The organism is Micromonospora sp. DT48, assembly GCF_049844495.1.
Lineage (GTDB): Bacteria > Actinomycetota > Actinomycetes > Mycobacteriales > Micromonosporaceae > Micromonospora.
Map to the genome: position 1 here is coordinate 128,534 of NZ_JBNCLE010000015.1, position 21,359 is coordinate 149,892.

The window sequence follows — 21,359 nt, forward strand, 5'->3', positions numbered from 1 at the left end:
GTAACCGCGGCCTCGCTCGCCGCCCACCCCTCGACTGACAGGAGTCCCCCGATGCCCCGCAGCATGGCGCACATGTTCCGCGACAGCCTCACCGCCCGGGAGGATTCGTCGACGTACCGTTTCCTCGACGACGGCGAAGGCCAGCCGAACGCCCTGCTCGATCGGGAGCTGGATCGGCGCGCTCGCGCGCTGGCTGTCGCCCTGCTCGCCAGGTTCCGACCCGGGGACCGGGTCATCCTCGCCTGCCCGTCGGGCCCCGACTACCTGACCGCCTTCATCGGCTGCCTCTACGCCGGGGTGGTGGCGGTCCCGGCGTACCCGATCGAGGGTGGTAACTCCGCGCGGTCCCTGTCGAAGCTGCACGGCATCGCCGCCGACTGCCAGGCGGCGGCGCTGCTCGTACCCCAGACCAGCCCGGAGCAGGACGCCATGTACACGGCGCTCGATTCGGTGCTCGCCACCCTGCCCCGGATCGGCCTCCAAGAGGTGACGGCCGACCCCGACGACTGGCGGGAACCCGACCTGGACGGGGACGACATCGCGTTCCTCCAGTACACCTCCGGCTCGACCGGGCAGCCCAAGGGCGTCATGGTGACGCACGGGAACCTGCTGGCCAACCTGGCCTGCATCGATCGCACCTTCTTCCCGCCCGAGGTGGAAGGCCGGCACATGGTGACGTGGCTGCCGCCGTTCCACGACATGGGGCTCATCGGTGGACTGTTGGAGCCGGCCTTCGGCAGGTTCCCGGTGACCGTGATGGACCCGATGTCCTTCCTCAAGCGGCCCGTACGCTGGCTCAGGGCGGTCAGTGACATGCGGGCGTCCATCAGCGGCGGACCCAACTTCGCCTACGAGCTGTGCCTGTCGAAGGTCACACCGGCAGACCTGGAGCAGCTCGACCTGTCGAGCTGGGACGTGGCGTTCAACGGTGCCGAGCCGGTGAAGGCCGCCACGATGGAGCGCTTCACCTCCTACTTCGCCCCGACCGGCTTCCGCTCCTCGACGTTCTTCCCCTGCTACGGGCTGGCGGAGAACACCCTGATGGCCACCGCCTCGCGGCGCCTTGAGGACCCGGTGGTCAACCGCTTCGACCCGTCCAGCGTCGAGGAGGGACAGGTCAGGCCGAGCGAGGAGGGCCGCGATTTCGTCAGCTCCGGTCTGGTCGGTGCGGGCGGCGATCTCGCCATCGTCGACCCCGACACCGCCCACCGGTGCCCGGACGGGCAGGTCGGAGAGATCTGGCTGCACGGGCCGTGCGTGGCCCGAGGCTACTGGGGTCGCCCCGAGGAGGATTTCGTCAGCCGGATCGACGGCGACGAGCGTGCCTGGTTCCGCACCGGTGACCTCGGGTTCGTCCTCGACGGCGAGTTGTACGTCACCGGACGCATCAAGGACCTCGTCATCGTCAACGGGCGTAACGTCCACGCCCACGACATCGAGAGCTCGCTGGCCGGTGCCCACCCGGCGCTTCGGCCCGGGGTGGCTGTCTGCCAGATCGTCGAGGACGACAGCGGTCGCCTGCTCGTGGTCAACGAGGTACTGAAGGCACCCGAGCCGGAGCAGGCGGCGGAGATCGTCGCTGCGATCCGCCGGGTCGTGTCGCGGGAGCACGATCTGGCGGTCGACGAGATCGCGCTGGTGCGTCGCGGCGGCATCCTCAAGACGTCGAGTGGGAAGACCCGACGCCGGGCGATCGCCAGCGCCTACCTGCGCGGTGAACTCGCGGCGGTCCACACCTGGTCGAGGGGCGGTGCGCAGACCTCCACCGACACCCCGGCGACGGCGACCGCCGACCGTACGCCCGCCGGAGCCCCGGCGACGGCTGCCACCGGCACCCCGGCGTCGGCGGTCGCGGACCGGCGGCCGGATCCGCGCGAGCTGACCACCTGGCTGCGCGAGCAGGTGGCCGCCGCCGCCAAGGTGTCGGTCGGTCAGGTCGACGTCGGTGCGCCGCTGGCCGAACTCGGGCTGGGTTCGAGTGACCTGGTCGGGTTGGCCGGGAGCCTGGAGACCCGGGTCGGCACCGAGGTGCCGGCCACCCTGCTGTGGGAGTACCCGACCATCGAGGCGGTCGTCGGCCACTACTGCGGCACGTCGTCCGCGTCGAGCGCCGAACAGGTCAACCGGCCGTCGGGCAGCGCGGGCGAACCCATCGCCGTCGTCGGCATGGCCTGCCGTTTCCCGGGCGCGCCCGACCTCGACGGGTTCTGGGACCTGCTGACCGCCGCCCGTGACGCGATCACCGAGGTGCCGGCCGACCGGTGGGACGTCGACGAACTCTACGACCCGACCGGGGCGACGCCTGGCTCCATGCGTACCCGATGGGGTGGTTTCGTCGACGGGGTCGCCGACTTCGACGCCGACTTCTTCGGGATCTCGCCGCGAGAGGCGGCCGAGATGGACCCGCAACAGCGGATGTTCCTCGAGGTCGCCTGGGAGGCGCTGGAGGACGCGGGGATCCGGACGGACGACCTGGCCGGTTCGCGTACCGGTGTGTTCGTCGGAGCGGCGACCAGCGACCACGCCAAGCTCGCCACCCGCGACCTGGCGTCGATCACCGCCTTCACCGGAACGGGGAACGCCGCCAGCATCATCGCCAACCGGCTCTCCTACCTGCTCGACCTGCGCGGGCCGAGCATGACGTTGGACACCGCCTGCTCGTCGTCGCTGGTGGCGCTGCACCAGGCGTGCGAGAGCCTGGCCTCCGGTACGTCGTCGATGGCGGTGGCCGGCGGGGTCAACGTCATCCTCGGGCCGGAACTGGCGGTCAACTTCAGCCGCGCCGGGGCCATGGCCGCCGACGGACGGTGCAAGACCTTCTCGGCCGCTGCCGACGGCTACGTCCGCAGCGAGGGGTGCGGCGTGGTCGTGCTCAAGCCACTGTCCCGGGCGATCGCCGACGGGGACCGGATCTACGCCACGGTGCTCGGGTCGGCGGTGAACCAGGACGGCCGCACCAACGGGCTGATGGCCCCCAGCAGCGCCTCCCAGAAGGCGGTGCTGCGTGACGCGTACGCCGCCGCAGGTGTCGCCCCGGACACGGTCGAACTCGTCGAGGCGCACGGCACGGGCACCTTGCTCGGCGACCCGATCGAGGTGTCTGCTCTGGCCGAGGTCCTGACGACCGGGCGGTCTGCGGACAACCCGCTGCTCGTCGGGTCGGTCAAGAGCAACATCGGGCACCTGGAGGCGGCTGCGGGAGTGGCCGGGTTCATCAAGGCCGCCCTGGCCCTGCACCGGGGCAGCATCCCGGCGAGCCTGCACTTCGACGAGCCGAACCAGCACATCGACTTCGAGGGCCTGCGCGTCGACGTCGTCACGGAGGCGCGGAAGTGGCCCGGATCCGGCCCCCGGCACGTGGCGGGGGTCAGCTCGTTCGGCTTCGGTGGGACGAACGCGCACGCGGTCCTGGCGACGCCGCCGGTGCAGGCGGACCAGGATCTGACCCAGGCGGGCGGCCCGCTGCTGCTGCCACTGTCCGCCAGGGACGACGAATCGCTGCGCCGCCTCGCGGGCCGGTACGCGTCGATCCTGACGTCGAGCACGGCCGCGCAGGCGCGGGCGATCTGCGGGGCTGCGGCACGCAGGCGTACCGCCCACCCGTACCGGGCGGTGGGCTCGGCCGGATCGGTCCCCACGCTGGCGGCGATGCTCAGGACGTGGTCCCGGGGGCAGGACGCGGAGGGTGTGTCGACGCGTCGGGCCAGCACCGGAGGCCCGACGTCCACCGTCGCCGTCTTCCCCGGGCAGGGCAGCCGGTGGTGGCCGCTCGCGGCGGACCTGCTCGACAGCGGCGGCGCTTTCGAAGAGACGCTCCACCGGGCCGACGCCTGGTGCCGGCAGCACCTCGACTGGTCCCTCCTGGAGGACATCTCCATGCCGGACGGCGGGCAGCTGGCGCGTAGCCCCCGTCTCGCCCAACCCGCCCTGGTGGCCACCCAGGTGGCGCTCGCCTCCTGGCTGGTCGAGCACGGTGTGCAGATCGGATTGGTGGTCGGGCACAGCGTGGGCGAGATCTCCGCCGCCTGCGTCGCCGGTGCCCTGGATCTCGAAGTGGGTCTGCGGATCGCCGCGGCCCGTGGGGAGGCGATCGAGTCGTCCGCCGTCCCGGGCGCCATGGCGATGGTCGCGCTCGACGCCGAGGAGACCAGGAAGCGTCTGGAGGGCATGCGGAGATCCGACCTCTGGATCTCGGCCGAGAACGGGCCCGGCTCCACCATCCTGTCCGGCAGCGAGGAGGCCGTGGCGGCCTGGCTCGCCGCAGCCGAGGAGGACGGGCTGTTCTCCCGCTCCCTGGCGCAGGTCACCTTCGCCTCCCACTGCCCGATGATGGACACCGTCCTGCCCGCCTTCCGTACCGGCATGGGGGAGGTGTCCAGCGGCCCGACCCGCATCCCGATGCTCTCGACCGTTCTCGGTCGCGTGGTGGACGGCGACCGGCTGGGCACCGACTACTGGCTCGACAACCTCCGCCAGCCGGTGCTGTTCGACTCGGCGATCCGCGCCGCCCTGGAGCAGGGGTGGCAGCGGTTCACCGAGATCGCCATGCACCCGGCGCTCACCCGGGCGATCCAGGACCGCATCGACGACGACCAGGTGGACGCGGCGGTCATCGAGACGGTCCGGCGGGACTCGCCCGCCCTGCCCGCGTTGTGGCGGGCCGTCGGTGAGGCGTTCTGCAGCGGCGCCGACATCGACTGGGACGCCGTGTACACCGGCCGACGCATGGTCGACCTCCCGGTCTATCCGTGGAACCACGATCGTCACCTCGGCGTGGTGGCGTCGCGGGCGGCCCACGTGCCGTCCGGCGGGCACCCGATCGTGCACACGGTGGTGGAGGCCGGCGCTGAACCAGGTCTGTGGCTGGGCGTCGGCGAGGTGGCCGTGGACCGGCTGCCCTGGCTGGCCGATCACCAGGTGGCGGGGGCGGCGGTGCTGCCGGCGACCGCGATCCTCGACGCCCTGCTCGCGACGGCCCGGACGGCCCTGAGCCGGGACGACATCCAGCTCGAAGAGGTCGAACTGGCCTCGATGGTCCCGATCGGCCAGGCCGACGAGCCCGCCACGCAGGTGCGGATCGTGCTGCGCGACCGGTCCGGCAAACCGGCCGAGGCGGAACTGCTCTGGCGGCGGCCGGACGCGGCGGTCTGGACACCGGCGGCGCGGTCCCGGGTCGCGGATGCGGTCAGCCTGGAGACGCCGCCCGTCGAGGTGGCGCAAGACCGACGCACGGTCGCCCCGCCAAGGCTGTACGCGACCTTCGCCGCCGTGGGCATCGACTACGGGGACGCCTTCCGTGGCATCCGGTCCGCCTGGGCCGCCGACGGTGCGAGCGGTGGGACCGTGGCGCACGAGGAGGGCTGGCGCTCCGGACCGCACCCGGCCGAACTGGACGCCTGTCTCCAACTCGCCGCCGCCGGCCTGGTCGACACCGTCCAGACCGGACCGCGAGTGCCCGTCCGGGTGGGCGGTTTCTCCTGCGTACCCGTGAGCGAGGGCGATCTCGACGTGGTGTGCGTCGGTTCCCCGACCGACGGTTACCGGATCGAGGTACGCGACCAGACCGGTCGGCTGGTGGCCCGGCTGGAGGGTCTCGAACTCTCCTCGCCCGGCCGCCACGACGAGGGCCTGCCGCTGCACCAGGTGACCTGGGAGGAGGCCACCGACCAGGCAGCCGGGCAGCCGAGCGCCCCTGGTCACTGGGTGGTCGTGTCGGCGGGCGAGACGGTCGACGCCCGGGTGGCGTCCCTCCTCGCGGACCGGTCCACGACCGTCGTACCGCAGGATCTGGACCGGGCGCGCCTGGCGGAGTTCCTCCGCGCCGAGTCGCAGCAGCACGGGGCGGCGATCGGCGTCGTGCATGCCCTCGCCTTGGCCGACCCGGCCGACGACGACGCGCGGCACGGCCTCGACCTGGTGGGATCGCTGGTGACGGTGGCGCAGGCCATGCGGTCGACGGGGCCGTCGGCGGCGGCGAGCCTGGTCGTGCTCACGGCGGGCGCCCAGGAGGTACGCGGGCAGGCACGGTCAGACAGCGGGCCGGCAGCCCTGTGGGGAGCCGCCCGGACGCTCGTGGTGGAGGCGCCGGAACTGGGCGTACGACTGGTCGACCTGCCCGACGGACCGGACGGGGCGGCCGGGCCGAACCTGGACACCTTCCCCTCGGGCACCGAGGCGGCGTGGCGCAAGGACCGGTGGTGGGTGCCCCGCCTGCGCCGATTCGACCCGGAGGACCCGGCCGGGTGGCCGCTGCGCACGCTCCAGACTGGCCGGGAACGCGATTTCCGGCTGCTGGCCAAGGAGCCCGGTGACCTCGCCAGCCTGGCGCCGTTCGCCTTCGGCGTCGCAACTCCGGCAGCCGGGGAGGTTCTGATCGACGTACGGGCCGCAGGGCTGAACTTCAACGACGTGCTCAAGGCGCTGGGGTCCTGCCCCGGCGTGGAACCCGGTCGGGTGCCGTTGGGCGCCGAATGCTCGGGTGTCGTCGCGGCCGTCGGCGAGGGAGTGACCCGGGTCCGGGTGGGCGATCCGGTGATGGCGGTGGCCGCCTCCAGCTTCTCCGGCCGGGTCGTGGCACCGGAGGCACTGGTCGCGCGGCTCGACGCACAGGTCGACCTCACCGAGGCTGCCGGGGTGCCGATCGCCTTCCTCACCGCCGCCTACGCCCTGGAGCACATGGCCCGGCTCGCGCCGGGCGAGACGGTGCTGATCCACTCCGCTGCCGGTGGAGTCGGCCTCGCGGCGATGCAGATCGCTCGTCGCTGCGGGGCGACGATCCTGGCCACGGCCGGCACCGCCGAGAAGCGGGAACTGCTGGCCTCGCTGGGAGCCGCCCACGTCTACGACTCGCGGAGTCTCGACTTCGCCGACCAGGTGCGTGCGGACACCCAGGGCAAGGGCGTCGACGTGGTGCTCAACTCGTTGGCCGGAGAGGCGCTGCGGGCCAGCCTGGCCCTGCTGGCGGAGAACGGGCGGTTCGTCGAGATCGGCAAGCGCGACATCTACGACGACTCCTCGATGGGCCTGTCGGTGCTCGCCCGCAACCGCAGCTTCATGGCGGTGGACCTGGAGGCGTTGTTCAACCGGCGGCCGGCGGCGATCACGCCGGTGTTGGATGCCGTCGCCCGGGCGTTGGGCGCCGGTGAGCTGACGCCGGTGCGGACGAACGTCTTCCCGATGGCGCAGGCGACAGAGGCGTTCACCACCATGGCCAGGGCCAAGCACATCGGCAAGATCGTCCTGGTGCCGGACGGCGTCGAGGACGTGATCGTCGCCCCCGGGGCCGCGCCGGTGCGGCGCGACGCCAGCTATGTGATCACCGGTGGACTCGGCGACCTGGGGTTGGAGGCGGCCCGTTCGCTGGCCGAGCGGGGCGCGGGTCGGCTCGTACTCCTGTCCCGCAGCGAGCCCGCCGAGGCGGCCCGTACGCGTCTGGACGAGATCACCCGCACCACCGGCGCAGACATCGTGGTGGCCAGCGCCGACGTCGGTGACGCGGACGCGTTGGCTGCCGTCGTGGCCCGGGCCGGTGCGGGTGGGCTGCCCGTCCGGGGCGTCGTCCACGCCGCAGGCGTGCTGGCCGACGCCGCGCTGGACGAGCAGGACGCCGCCTCGCTACGTCGCGTCTGGACGGCGAAGGCCCGGGGCGTGGTCAACCTGGCCCGTGCGTGCGAAGACGCCGACTTGGACTTCTTCGTCACCTACTCGTCGGCGGCGGGCGTCCTCGGTTCACCCGGCCAGCTCAACTACGCCGCCGCCAACGCGTTCGTCGACGCCTGGGGTCGCGGTGCGCGCCGCCGGGGAGTCCCGGTGGTCAACCTGGTGTGGGGACCGTGGGGTGAGATCGGCCTCGCATCGCGTCAGGGTAGCGACGTGGCGCTGGCCAGGCTGGGGCTCAAGCCCATCGACGCCGATCTGGGGCGCGCGGTGTTCGACACCGTGACGGACGTACCGGCCGAGGTCGTCGTGCTTCCGATCGACGCCGCCGCCATCGCCCAGATGTCGGCCGACGACCTGCCGGGGCTGTTGTCCGGGCACGCGGGAGCCGGATTCGGCGGCGCGGATTTGGACTCGGCCGTCTCGGGGCTCGCCGACGAACTGCTGAGCCTGCCCCCGGGGCGTGCCCGTCGGGCCGCCGTCGTCGAAGCCTGCCGCAACGAGGTCGCCGCCGTGTTGCGCAGTTCACCGGAGGCGGTGGCGTCGAGCCGACCGTTCTCCGAGATGGGATTCGACTCGCTGATGTCCCTGGAACTGCGCAAGCGACTGCAACGCCTGACCGGTGTGTCGCTGCCCAGCACGGTGGTGTGGCGATACCCGAACGTCGACGCGCTCGCCGAGCAGTTGGCCGCCGCCATGGGCGTCGACCTGGGGAGCCAGCAGCCGGCGCGGGTGGAGACGGAACCAGAACCGCAGACCGGGCCGGACGACGACCTCGCCGACCTGTCGGAAGACGAGCTGGAGAACCTCCTGCGGTCCACCCTGCACGACCTGGAGAACTCGGATGGCTGAAACGGCAGCGGGATCCGGCACCGCCGACACCCTGCGGCGTGCCCTACGGACGATCACGGACCTGAAGCAACGCCTGGCACAGGCGCAGCAGGCCCAACAGGCGGCGCGGGCGCCGATCGCCGTGACGGGACTGGCGTGTCGGTTCCCCGGCGCTGACGGGCCGGAGGCGTACTGGCGGCTGCTGTCCTCCTCGGACAGCGGGATCGTCGACATCCCGGAGGAGCGGTGGTCCGTCGATCGGTACTACGCCGATCAGCCGGGCAAACCGGGCCGGACCATGGCCCGCCGGCTCGGTCTCGTGACCGACCTGGAGCGGTTCGACCACGGCTTCTTCGGCATCGGCGCGGACGAGGCGTCCGACATGGACCCGCAACAGCGGCTCGCGCTGGAGCAGGCCTGGTTGGCGCTGGAAGACGCGGGCATCGACCCGACCGCCCTGGCCGGCACCAGGACCGGCGTGTTCACCGCGGTGTGCACGTACGACTTCGCCCTGTCGCGGTTCCGGGACGTGGCCGGGATTACCGCCCATTCGAGTATCGGCACCGCCCACGGTGCCGTGGCGGGGCGGATCAGCTACACGTTGGGGCTGGCCGGGCCGTCGCTCTCGGTCGACACGGCCTGCTCCTCGTCGCTGGTGGCACTGCACCTCGCCTGCCGCAGCCTGCGGGACGGGGAGTGCGACCTGGCGTTGGTGGGCGGAGTGAACGCGCTGGTCTCCCCGTCCACCAGCATCGCCTTCTCCCAGCCGGGGATGGTCTCCCGCAGCAGCGAGTCCAGGCCCTTCGACGAGCGGGCGGACGGCCCGGTCATCGGGGAGGGCTGCGGTTTCGTCGTGTTGCAGCGCAGGGCGGACGCCGAGCGCGACGAGCGGCGCGTCCGGGGCTTGATCCTCGGCTCGGCGGTCAACCACAACGGCCGCACCGCCTCGCTGACGACGCCGTCGGTGGACGCCCAGCGTCAGACGGTGGCCGCGGCGTTGGAGGCTGCCGACGTCTCCGCCGCCGACCTCGACTACGTCGAAGCTCACGCCTCCGGCACCCCGTACGGGGACATCATGGAGGTGGAGGCGCTGGCGGGCCTCACCGCCGACCGGGACAGGCCGCTGTTCCTCGGCAGCTGCAAGGGGCACGTGGGACACCTCCAGGCGGCCGGCGGCATGGCGGCCCTGCTCAAGCTGCTCCTTTCGATGGAGCACGGGCGGATCCCCGCCACCCTCGGGCTGGAACGGCCGAACCCCGGGTTGCCACCGGCTCAGGCCGGAGTCGAACTGGTGACGGCCGCCCGGGACTGGCTTTCCGGAACGGAACGCCGGATCGCGGGAGCCAGCGCGTTCGGCTTCACCGGTACCAACTGTCACATCGTCGTCGCTGCGGCGGATCCGATCCCACCTCGCGCCGAGGCCGGGCCGAGCGGGAGCTGCGTGCTCGCGCTCTCCGGTCGCGACGAGCGGGATCTCCAACGGGCCGTCGCAGCCATGCGCACGTTCCTGGCCGAGGATCCGACCAGGTCGTGGCCTGACGTGGCACGGTCGTGGAACTGCGGCCGTACCCACTGGGGTTGGCGAACGGCAGTCGTCGCGTCTGATCCGTTGGCGGCTGCCGAAGCCCTGCGGACGGCACCGGCCCACCCGCCGGTGCCGTCCGCAGGGATCGCGTTGCACCTGGGCGAGTCCCTGATACCCGACACCGGGTGGGCGGAGACGCTGCGGAGCGTGCCGCTTCTCGCAGCGCTCGACGAGCAGTGCCGCGCCGCCGCCGATGGCGCGAGCGAACCGGTGATCCGGCAGTGTGTGGTCGCCCGGGCCCTGCTCGCGGTGGGTGTCGTGCCGACCGTGGTCACCGGCGTCGGGGTCGGTGAGATCGTGGCGGCGTACGTCGCGGGTGCCATCGACCTGGCCGGTGTGGTCCAGTTGGTTTCCGGCGCTGTGCCGCCCGCAGGCGTCGCGGCGCGGACCCCCGAGATCCCCTGGGCGCCCGCCTCGCTCGGGCGGCTGTGGCCGTGGCAGGAGGTCCCCGGTAGCGCGCAGTGGCAGAGCGCCACCCGCGAGCCCGCACGGTGGCCGGGCTGCTTCGACGCGGCTGACGACCTGGACACCACCGGGTGGCTCGCGATCGGAGCCGATCCGGCCGCCGACGACCCCTTCCGCAGGACGTGTCAGGAGCGCGGTCGCGCCCTGTGGACGGTGGGGGAGGCGGCCGGAGGCCCCGGCGAATGGTGGTGGCGGACGTTGGGCTGGTGTTACGAGCTGGGTGCGTCGGTCGACTGGCGTACGGCGCTGCGGGGCGTCGGACATGTCGTCGGTGTTCCGACGCACGGCTTCGATCGTGAGGTCACCGTGCCGTTCCGGTGACCGGGGCGGCACGGTCGGTGGTCGCGGTCTGCTGGAGCTGGGCCAGCAGACCGGACGACACCAGCTCCGCGATCGCCTCGACGTGTTCCAGGATGAAGAAGTGGTCACCCGGGAACACGCGTTGTGCGAACGCGCCGTGGGTGACCTCGGCCCACGAGGTGGACGAGGTCACCGACACCGACGTGTCCGACAGGCCGTTGAGCGCGGTCACCGGGCAGTGCAGCAGCCGGCCCCGGTGGTACTGGTAGGTGGACAGGGCGCGGTAGTCCGCCCGGATCACCTGTAGCGCGAGCGCGCGCAACGCCGCGTCGTCGAAGATCCGGCGGTCGGTGCCACCGAGGTCGCAGATATGCTCGATCAGCTGGGTGTCGTTCAGCAGGTGCTTGTCGCCCCTGGCCCGCGTCGCCGGATCACCCCGGCCCGACACGTAGAGCGCCACCGGTTCTCGCTCCTCCGAGGCCAGGATGCGGGCCGTCTCCAGGGCGACGAGCGAGCCCATGCTGTGACCGAGCAACGCGACCGGCCCGTCGACACAGGTCAGGATCGCCTCGGCGGTCTTCGCCGCCAGCTCGCCGATGGACCGGGAGAAGGGCTCCTGGATCCGGTGTGCCCGCCCCGGGTACTGGACGACCATCGTCGCCAGCCAGGGCGGGCAGGCCCGTACGAGCTTCAGGTAGGCGGCGGCCGAGCCGCCCGCGTGCGGGCAGACGACGAGGGTCGCCCGGGGATCCTCGGGTACGGGCGTCATGGTGACCAACCACGGCGACGTGGGTCGGGTGGTGTCTGATCGGGTGTCCACGCTCAGCCCTTGGCGAGGTCTCGGCGCTGGAACACGACGAGCGCGATGCCCATGAGCACCACGATCACGGCCGCCATCCCGGCCGACGACGTGGCCGACCAGGACTCGACCGGGACCTTGCCGGTCCACTCCACCGGCGAGATGTGCCGGACCCCTTCGCTGAGTTGCAGCATGTCCGCCCGCAGCGCCACCACCGCGGCCCATGCGACCAGGGTCCAGGCCAGCGCGGGGAGCCGCGCGTCCAGAGAGCCGAGGGCGAGCGCGAGCGCCACGATGAGCAGCGCCGCAGGTAGCTGCTGGGCGTTGCTCCGGAGCGCCTCACCGAACCTGCCCCAGTCGTCGAGGCTCAGACTCAGGCCGAGGCCGGACAGGGAGGCGAGAGCCAGCTGCGTGATGACCACGGCCGCGAAGGCGATGACGATGCCGTTGGCCTGCCACCGGGTGCGGGTCGGCAGCCCGGCGAGCACCCGCCCGGTCCGTCCGGACAGTTCCTCCCGCGCGAAGGCCATGCTGACCAGCACCCCGGCGGCAGCCGCGACGATGGCGTTGAGCTGCACCAGCAGCACGATCCGAGCGGTCAGCCCTTCGGTGGCCATGTCCTTGGCGAAGTAGCCGAAGGTGAAGGCCACCGCGCCGCCCGCGAGGAGCACGGCCAGCGTGGTGCCCCGGACCAGGCGCAGGAGCAGCGTCCGAGAGCCGACGAGCGTGGCACCGGCCTCGCGGGGGCCGGCGGAGGCGGCGAACATCCCGCCCCCGAGGTCACGTTTGGTGGCGAAGAAGATGCCCAGGAGCGCCTGCGCCACGATGGCCACCCCGAAGAGGAGGTAGGGCCAGGCCGGGGGAGTCTCGGCGAACGGTTTGGTCTCCGCGAGCCAGGACAACGGCGACGACCAGACCGCGTCCCAGGACCTGACGTCGACGGCGCTGCGGAGCAGGTAGAAGCCGATCACCACGGCGACGGCGGCGAAAGTGGCCTCGGCGCTGTTGCGGAAGAGTTGACCGGAGAGCGCGCCGAGGGAGACCGCCCACAGGAAGAACAGCAGCAGCGCCAACGCCCACAGCGCGGCACCCGACGCGTCGTACCCGGTGGCCGCCAGCGCGGCGAACGAGAGAACCGAGGCGAGCAGGCAGGTGATGGCCCCGCAGCAGAGACCGGCGACGGTGGGCGCCAGCCGGCTGATCGTGCCGGCGGTGATGATGTCGAGGTAGTTCTTGTCCTCCAGCCAGCGGGTGAAGCGGACCCCCACGTAGACCCCGAGCAGGGGGACCAGGAACAGCACCACGACCGCTGTCTCCTGGGCGAAGATGCCCCCGATGGTGGTGAGGTCGTAGCCGCGCCCCTGGAACACCCGGACGGCGACCGAGTCGGTCACCGTCTCGGCGTACGCCAGGCGATGTGCCTCGTCCGGGTACATGTCCTGGATGGAGGCCGCAGCCGACCAGACGAGACCGGCGATGACGACCGCCGGCACGACCAACCACAGCCACATCGTGCGAAGCAGCACCCACGTGGTGCGCGCGAGACCCTTCACCGCGCGCTCGCCGCCGGCTCGGGCTCGGGCTTGACGCCCTCGCGGTAGTTGGACAGGAAGACCTCGTCGAGGCTGGGCGGTGCGACGGTCAGACCGGTCAACCCGGCGCTGACGAGGATCGGCATGACGTCGTTGAGCGCGGCCGGCGGCACCTGGAAGGTTGACTTGGTCCGCCCGTCGACGTGCTCCGTGACCAGTTGGAGCACGTTCTCGGCGCGCAACATCGCCTCGGGGGAGCGCTCGGTGGTGGCGAGGACCTGCAGCGTCGTACGGCCGCGAAGCCGCTCCAACGTGTCAGAGGCCACCGTCTGCCCGCGCCGGATGATGGTCAGCCGGTCGCAGAGGGCCTCCACCTGGGAGAGGATGTGGCTGGACAGCAGGATCGCCTTGCCAGTCATCTTGATCTCGCGCACCGTCTGCTGGAAGGCCTCCTCCATCAGCGGGTCGAGGCCGGAGGTTGGCTCGTCGAGCAGGTAAAGGTCGGCGTCCTTCGAGAACGCGGCGATCAGCGCGACCTTCTGTCGGTTGCCCTTCGAGTACGACCGGGTGCGCTTCCGCACATCCAGGTCGAAGCGGTCGATGAGCTCGTCCCGACGACGGCGATCCCCGCCGCCCTGGAGGCGCATGAGGACGTCGATGCACTCGCCGCCGGAGAGCCCGTCCCACAATGCGACGTCGCCGGGGACATAGGCGACCCGCCGGTGCACGGCGACGGACTCCTGCCAACAATCGTGACCGAAGATCCGGCATTCGCCGCTGCTCAACTTCAGTTGACCGAGCAGCGCCCTGATTGTGGTCGACTTACCCGCACCGTTCGGACCGAGGAATCCGTGTACTTCGCCGGGGGCTACTCGCAGTGAGAATCCGTCGAGCGCGCGCGTCGCGCCAAAGGACTTTCGAAGGTCGGTGGCCTCGATGGCGAGGGGTGATTCACTCCTCGCCTTGCCTGAGGTGTCGTGCTGCACGCGTACGTCCTAACCGGATCTGGGAGTGCGCCATTCGGCAGACTCCAAGCTGAATCGTGGTGCCGAAGAGCGAGCATTCGCAGCGGTTGCTACGGCCGGGATGCCGATTGTCCCCAGGCAACCGACTGAGCAGCGGAGTCGTCGAACTCGCCCCACCGCGAGGTGACCGCCGGGCCGTATTGAGCCCTCAAGACTGCTGCATGGCATTCAAGCTCCTGGGATGTCTTTCGGCATACCCTCTGACAGCGGTGGCGGTTCGCGGTACATCGACAGTGTAGGTGATCCAACATGGATCTGTCGTGTCGCGTCGACCGTCTTCACGCTGGGTCAGGAGCCTTGAACGGTCGGCGTCGAAAAATGTGAGTCGCGCACCCCAATGTGCACTCCGACGTGGTCTTATGTGCGAAATTCACAACATTACCGAGCGTCCACCCCGGTCGATATGTGCGCCACCCCCGGCCACCGATCGGCTCGATCGCACACCGTCCCGGACCGGGACGGATGAGGTCAGCAGACGAGGGCGCAAGCGGGGACGGCTGCGGGACCGTCGTGCTCGACGGTGGTCAGGTTGGCGACCGTGGTGGCGGCGATGTTGTGCAGGCCGTCCTCGGTGAAGAACGCCTGGTGCCCGGTGATCAGCACGTTGGGGAAGGTGGTGAGCCGGGCGAAGTCGTCGTCACCGAGGACCACCTCCGAACGGTCCTCGAAGAACAGGTCGCTCTCCTCCTCGTACACGTCGAGGCCGAGGTAACCGATCCGGCCGCTCTTGAGGCCGTTGATGACCGCGCGGGTGTCCACCAGCGCGCCTCGACCGGTGTTGACGAGCATCATGCCCTCGCGGAACTGGGCGATCCGTTCGGCGTCGATCAGGTGCCGGGTGTCCGGGGTCAACGGGCAGTGCAGGGTGATGATGTGCGACTCGGCGAACAGCTGCCCCAGCGGGACGTACTCGACCCCGGCGGCGACGGCCGCGTCGTTCGGCTCCGGATCGCTGGCCAGCACCCGGCAGCCGAAGCCCGCCATGATCTGGGCGACACAGACACCGATCCGTCCGGTGCCGACGATGCCGACCGTACGACCGTGCAGGTCGAAACCGAGCAGTCCGGTCAGCGCGAAGTTGTGCTCGCGTACCCGGTTGTAGGCGCGGTGGATCTTGCGGTTGAGGGCGAGGATCAGGCCGACGGTGTGCTCGGCCACCGCGTGCGGCGAGTACTCCGGCACCCGTACCACGGTCAGGCCCAGCTTGCGGGCGGCGGCCACGTCGACGTTGTTGAAACCGGCCGACCGCAGCGCGACCACCCGGACGCCGACGTCGGCGAGTTGGTCGAGCACCTCGGCGCAGAGGTCGTCGTTGACGAAGGCGCAGACCGCGTCGGCCCCCTCGGCGAGCCGGGCGGTCTGGGTGGTGAGACGAGGCTCCAGAAAGGTCAGTTCATGACCGGCCGTGGCGTTCGCCTCGGTGAGGAACGTCCGGTCGTAGGGCTTGGTGCTGAAAACCGCCACTCGCATGGGGCCACCTCCACCTTCCACGCTACGGCCGGGCATCCGTGCGCAGGCAGGGTTCTATGGCACCTTGACACGGGACCGTCAGCCCAACAGGGCGTCGATCTCGGCCGATTCCTCGGCCGTCAGGTCGAGGTTGTCGACCGCGGCGATGTTCGCCTCCAACTGCGGCACGCTGCTGGCACCGATGATCAGACTGGTCATCCTCGGGTCGCGCAGCGCCCAGGCGAGCGCGAGCTGCGCCAGGGACCGGCCCCGGCGCCCGGCGACGGCGGCCAGCGCCCGGATCGTGGTCAGGCGCTGCTCGGTCAGGTCGCTCTCGTTGAGGAAGACGCTGGTGCGGACCCGGGAGTCGACCGGGATGCCGGCAAGGTAGCGGTCGGTGAGCAGGCCCTGGGCCAGCGGGCTGTAGGCGATGCAGCCGGCACCGACCCGCTCCAGCGTGTCGAGCAGGCCGTCCTGTTCGGTCCAGCGATTGAACATCGAGTACGCGGGCTGGTTGATCAGCAGCGGGGTGCCCAGGTCGCGCAGGATCGCGGCGGCCCGCTGGGTCTGCTCGGAGGTGTAGTTGGAGATGCCGACGTAGAGGGCCTTGCCGGCGCGGACGACGGCGTCCAGGGCGCCCATCGTCTCCTCCAGCGGAGTGTCCGGGTCGTACCGGTGGCTGTAGAAGATGTCGACGTAGTCCAGCCCGAGTCGGCGCAGCGACTGGTCGAGCGAGGCGACGAGGTACTTGCGGGAGCCCCACTCGCCGTACGGGCCGGGCCACATCAGATAGCCGGCCTTGCTGGAGATGATCAACTCATCGCGGTACGGCTTGAGGTCCGTGGCGAGCATCCGGCCGAAGTTCTCCTCCGCCGAGCCGGGCGGCGGGCCGTAGTTGTTGGCCAGGTCGAAATGGGTGACGCCGAGATCGAAGGCCCGCCGGACGATGTCCCGCTGACGCTCGAAGGGACGGTCCGGCCCGAAGTTGTGCCACAGGCCGAGTGAGATCGCGGGCAGCCGGAGCCCGCTGGCTCCGCTGCGCCGATAGGTCATCTGGTCGTAGCGCGTGTCGGCCGCGAGGTAGGTCACGATCATGACCATAGCCCGGGGCCGGGCGGGTGGCGTCGGGATAGCGCCGGAGGCGGCTCGCCGGACCGACGCCGGAGGTTGCGGCGGTCGACGGGCCCGACGACGGGTAGCGTCGACCCATGCGTTACGTGCGGCTCGACACGCCGAAGCCCCTGTCCAGGATCGGCCTCGGTACGTGGCAGTTCGGTTCGCGGGAGTGGGGCTACGGCCCCGACTACGAAAGGTTGGCGGCGGACATCGTCCGCCGCGCCGTCGAGCTGGGCGTGACCCTCTTCGACACCGCCGAGATCTACGGCTTCGGCCGCAGCGAACGGCTCCTCGGCGGCGCACTGGCCGCCGACCGGGACAAGGTGGTCGTCGCCACCAAGTTCATGCCGGTGCTGCCGGTCGCGTCGGTGGTGCAGCAGCGGGCGGTCGCCTCGGCGGCGCGGCTCGGGGTCACCAACATCGACCTCTACCAGGTGCACCAACCCAACCCGCTGGTCGGCGACCAGCGGACCATGCGCGGGATGCGCGCGCTGCAGGACGTCGGCCTGGTCGCCGAGGTCGGGGTGAGCAACTACAGCCTGCGCCGCTGGCAGATGGCGGAGGCCGCGCTGGGCAGCCGGGTGCTCAGCAACCAGGTCCGCTACAGCATGGTCGACCGCAAGCCGGAGGAGGATCTTCTTCCGTACGCGGAGCAGGCGGGCCGCCTGGTCATCGCGTACAGCCCGCTGGCGCAGGGGTTCCTCTCCGGGCGGTACGACGCGAACCACCCGCCGTCCGGCGCGATCCGTCGGGCCAACCCGTACTTCCTGCCGGAGAACCTGGAACGCGGCGGCGCGCTGATCGAGACGCTGCGTCAGGTGGCCGCCGCGCACGACGCGACACCGAGTCAGATCGCTCTGGCGTACGTGCTGCGTCACCCGAACGTGGTGGCCATCCCCGGTGCGTCCAGCGTGGAGCAGATGGAACGCAACGCCGCCGCCGCGGAGATCGACCTGACCGACGACGAGTACGCCGCACTGGTCAACGCGGCCCGCGCGTTCCGCCCGGTCACCGGCCTGGCGGCGGTGCCGGAGTTCGTCCGCTCCCGCAGGCGCGGCTGACCGGGGCGGGCGTCGGTCGAGTCCCAGGGTTCGCGATCGATGGAGAGCGAAATGGCCCCTCCTTCTCACCGGCAGAGTTCATGATCCTGCCAGGTTGGTGGGGGTCGACGAAGCCGGGTGCGCGCTAGCGTGGGCCGAGTGAGTGAGTCTTCGTCTGTTTCGCCGCTCCCACCGGCCGACCTGCCCGCCACGCTCGGTGCGCTGCGCGCGGCCGGGTACCGGTACCGGACCGTCAAGCAGGAGCTGAGCGACAACCTTCGGGACCGGATGCGGTCCGGCGCGCCGCGCTTCGACGGCATCGTCGGGTACGACGACACCGTGCTGCCGGAGGTGGAGCGGGCGCTGCTCGCCGGGCACGACATGGTGCTGCTCGGTGAGCGTGGCCAGGGCAAGACCAGGCTGATCCGGTCGCTGGTGGCGCTGCTCGACGAGTGGACCCCGGTGATCGTCGGTTCGGTGCTCAACGAGCACCCACTGCACCCGGTCACTCCGGCGTCGCGGTCGCTGGTCGCCGAGGCCGGCGACGACCTGCCGGTCGGGTGGCTGCACCGTTCGATGCGCTACGGGGAGAAGCTGGCCACCCCGGACACCAGCGTCGGTGACCTGATCGGCGACGTGGACCCGGTCCGGCTGGCCCAGGGGCGCACGCTCGGCGACCCGGAGACCATCCACTTCGGGTTGGTGCCGCGTACCAACCGGGGCATCTTCGCGGTCAACGAGCTGCCCGACCTGGCCGAACGGATCCAGGTGGCGCTGCTCAACGTGCTGGAGGAGCGGGACATCCAGGTGCGCGGCTACCAACTGCGCCTGCCGCTGGACCTGCTCCTGGTGGCCAGCGCCAACCCGGAGGACTACACCAACCGGGGTCGGATCATCACCCCGCTCAAGGACCGCTTCGGCGCGGAGATCCGTACCCACTACCCGACCGACCTGGAACTGGAACTGGCCCTGATCCGGCAGGAGGCCGACCTGGTCGCCGAGGTGCCGGAGCACGTGCTGGAGGTGCTGGCCCGGTTCGCCCGGGCGGTGCGCGAGTCGCCGTCGGTGGACCCACGTTCCGGTATCTCCGCGCGGTTCGCCATCGCCGCTGCGGAGACCGTCGCCGCCGCCGCGCTGCGCCGGGCGTGCCTGCTGGGCGCCGACGCGGACCTGCCGTCGGCGGAGGCGGTGGCGCGGGTGGGCGACGCGGTGTCGGTGACGTCGACGCTGCGCGGCAAGGTGGAGTTCGAGAGCGGCGAGGAGGGCCGGGAGATCGAGGTCCTCGGTCACCTGCTGCGGACCGCCACCGCGGAGACGTTCCGGGCCCGGCTGGCCGGGCTGGACCTGTCCGGTTTCACGGCGCTGGTCGAGGAGGGGCGGACGGTGGAGACCGGCGAGCTGGTGTCGGCTACTGACCTGCTGCGCCAGGTGGGCACGGTGCCGGGGCTGGCCAAGGTGCTCGACCGGCTCGGGGTCGGCGACGCGCCGAGCCCCGGGCAGGCCGCCGCGGCCGTCGAGTTCGTGCTCGAAGGGCTGCACCTGAGCCGTCGGCTGGGCAAGGACGTCACCGACGCCGGGCGGACCCGCTACGGCGGCCGGGACTGAGATGGCCGGCAACCGGTTCCGCTACGGCCAGTGGCGCGGCGGCCCTGATCCGCTCGCACCGCCGTACGACGTGCAGGCGGCGGTGGACCAGGTCGGCGCGGACGTGCTGGCCGGCGGCAACCTTCGGGAGGCGCTGCGGGACCTGCTGCGCCGGGGCCCGCAGGGGCGTGGCGGGTTGGCCGAGCTGGCCGCCCGTGCCCGTCGGCTGCGCCGGGAGGTGCTGCGCCGGGGTGAACTCGACGGCGCGGTGACCCGGGCGCGGGCGCTGCTGGATCAGGCGCTGGCCGCCGAGCGGGACGAGCTGGCCCGCCGGGACGACGAGGCGGCCCGGTTCGCCGAGACGGTCCTGAACGATCTGCCCCGCTCGACCGCGCAGGCGGTGCGGGATCTCGCCGACTACCGGTGGGCCAGCGACGAGGCCCGGCAGACCTACCAGCGGATCCTCGACGGACTGCGTGACGACGTGCTCGGCCAGCGGTTCGCCGGGCTGCGCGACTCGGCGCGGCTGGCCGGTGACCCGGCCGTGCAGGAGCGGATCGCCGAGATGATGCGGGACCTCAACGCCCTGCTGGCCCGGCATGCCCGCGCCGAGGACACCACCGACGCGTTCGCCGAGTTCATGCGTCGGCACGGCGAGTTCTTCCCGGAACGCCCCCGCGACGTGGACGAGCTGGTCGATCTGCTGGCCCGACGCGCGGCGGCCGGGCAGCGGCTGATGAACTCGCTGTCGCAGCGGCAGCGGGAGGAACTGGCCGGGCTGATGCGCGAGTCCCTCGGTGACCGGCTCGTCGGCGAGATGGCCGAGTTGGAGGAGAACCTGCGCGCACTGCGGCCGGACCTGCGCTGGGGTCGCGGCGAGCGGATGCAGGGTGCCGGACCGCTGGGTTACGGCGAGGCGACCGGTGCCCTCGACGAGATCGCCGAACTGGACGACCTGATCGACCAGCTGGGCCAGACACACCCCGGCGCGACCCTGGACGACATCGACGTCGACTCGGTGACCCGCACCCTGGGCCGGGACGCGGCCGACGACGTACGCCGGCTGCGGGAGTTGGAGCGGGAGCTGCGCCGCCAGGGTTGGGTGACCCGCGACGCCGAGGGTCTGACCCTGAGCCCGAAGGCGCTGCGCCGCCTCGGTGGTACCGCGCTGCGGCAGGTCTTCGCCGAGCTGACCGCCGGGCCGCGCGGCCAGCACGACCTGCGTTCGGCCGGGGCGGCCGGCGAGGTGACCGGTGCGTCCCGGCCCTGGGAGTACGGCGACGAGCAGCCGCTGGACGTGGTGCGGACGCTGACCCGGGCGATCCGTCGCGCCGGTCCGGGGGTGCCGGTGCACCTGGCCGTCGAGGACTTCGAGGTCGTCGAGACCGAACGGCGGGCGTCGGCGGCGGTGGCGCTCTGCGTCGACCTGTCCTACTCGATGATCTCGCAGGGGCGGTGGGGCCCGATGAAGCAGACCGGGCTGGCGTTGGCCCACCTGATGGCGACCCGGTTTCCGCAGGACGCGTTGCAGATCATCGGGTTCGGTCGGCGCGCCGAGACGCTGACCCAGCAGGAACTGGCCGCCGTCGAGCCGGACCTGACGCAGGGGACCAATCTTCAACACGCGCTGCGGCTGGCCGGTCGGCACCTGCGGCGGCACCCGGACGCGGAGCCGGTGGTGCTGGTGGTGACCGACGGGGAACCCACCGCCCACCTGGACCCGGACGACGGGGAGGCGTTGTTCGCCTGGCCGCCGTTGGCGGAGACGATCGAGGCGACGGTCCGGGAGGTGGACCGGCTCGTCCGTTACGGGGCCACCCTGAACCTCTTCATGCTCGGTGACGACCCCGGCCTGCGCCGGTTCGTCGACGCGGTGGCCCGGCGCAGCGGTGGTCGGGTGTTCACCCCGGACGCCGACGACCTCGGCGAGTACGTGGTCAGCGACTACCTGCGCGCCCGCCGGGGCCGTCGCTAGGC

Annotated in this window: 10 protein-coding genes; 5 read left to right on the forward strand and 5 right to left on the reverse strand. The window is 71.6% G+C overall.

The genetic code is table 11. The features are described 5' to 3' along the window. Positions 1-51: 51 nt before the first annotated feature. The gene (locus ACLQ2S_RS19445) at positions 52-8,508 is read left to right on the forward strand and encodes an SDR family NAD(P)-dependent oxidoreductase (RefSeq protein WP_425702252.1); all 8,457 of its coding nucleotides are present in this window, start codon (positions 52-54) and stop codon (positions 8,506-8,508) included. Beyond that, positions 8,501-10,858, forward strand: coding sequence for a beta-ketoacyl synthase N-terminal-like domain-containing protein (locus ACLQ2S_RS19450; protein ID WP_425702253.1), 2,358 nt, complete (start codon positions 8,501-8,503; stop codon positions 10,856-10,858). The genes ACLQ2S_RS19445 and ACLQ2S_RS19450 overlap by 8 nt, the downstream gene beginning before the upstream one ends. Here the strand turns inward: ACLQ2S_RS19450 and ACLQ2S_RS19455 are convergent. The 5 genes from ACLQ2S_RS19455 to mgrA all read right to left on the reverse strand — a co-directional run bounded on the left by ACLQ2S_RS19455 (position 10,839) and on the right by mgrA (position 16,737). Next, complete coding sequence (locus tag ACLQ2S_RS19455; protein ID WP_425702254.1) at positions 10,839-11,606, reverse strand: thioesterase II family protein; 768 nt, start codon at positions 11,604-11,606, stop codon at positions 10,839-10,841. The genes ACLQ2S_RS19450 and ACLQ2S_RS19455 overlap by 20 nt on opposite strands. Positions 11,607-11,659: 53 nt before the next feature. Beyond that, positions 11,660-13,189: a hypothetical protein gene (locus ACLQ2S_RS19460; RefSeq protein WP_425702255.1), complete on the reverse strand. Its 1,530-nt coding sequence runs from the start codon at positions 13,187-13,189 to the stop codon at positions 11,660-11,662. Beyond that, complete coding sequence (locus ACLQ2S_RS19465) at positions 13,186-14,154, reverse strand: ABC transporter ATP-binding protein (protein ID WP_309222625.1); 969 nt, start codon at positions 14,152-14,154, stop codon at positions 13,186-13,188. The genes ACLQ2S_RS19460 and ACLQ2S_RS19465 overlap by 4 nt, the downstream gene beginning before the upstream one ends. A 507-nt stretch (positions 14,155-14,661) precedes the next feature. Next, entirely contained in the window at positions 14,662-15,663 is a 1,002-nt protein-coding gene (locus ACLQ2S_RS19470) for a 2-hydroxyacid dehydrogenase (RefSeq protein WP_425702256.1), read from the reverse strand. Between the two features lie 78 nt (positions 15,664-15,741). Continuing rightward, positions 15,742-16,737, reverse strand: a complete 996-nt coding sequence (gene mgrA, locus ACLQ2S_RS19475; RefSeq protein WP_425702257.1) for an L-glyceraldehyde 3-phosphate reductase — start codon at positions 16,735-16,737, stop codon at positions 15,742-15,744. Positions 16,738-16,850: 113 nt separating this feature from the next. On the opposite strand from mgrA, the gene ACLQ2S_RS19480 reads away from it, so the two are divergent. The 3 genes from ACLQ2S_RS19480 (at position 16,851) to ACLQ2S_RS19490 (ending at position 21,357) form a co-directional block, all read left to right on the forward strand. Next, entirely contained in the window at positions 16,851-17,819 is a 969-nt protein-coding gene (locus tag ACLQ2S_RS19480) for an aldo/keto reductase (RefSeq protein ID WP_155215037.1), read from the forward strand. 138 nt (positions 17,820-17,957) lie between these two features. Continuing rightward, on the forward strand, positions 17,958-19,403 hold the full coding sequence (locus tag ACLQ2S_RS19485; protein ID WP_375335283.1) for a magnesium chelatase: 1,446 nt from the start codon (positions 17,958-17,960) through the stop codon (positions 19,401-19,403). 1 nt (position 19,404) lies between these two features. Then, positions 19,405-21,357, forward strand: a complete 1,953-nt coding sequence (locus ACLQ2S_RS19490; RefSeq protein ID WP_155215036.1) for a VWA domain-containing protein — start codon at positions 19,405-19,407, stop codon at positions 21,355-21,357. The last annotated feature ends 2 nt before the right edge of the window (positions 21,358-21,359 follow it).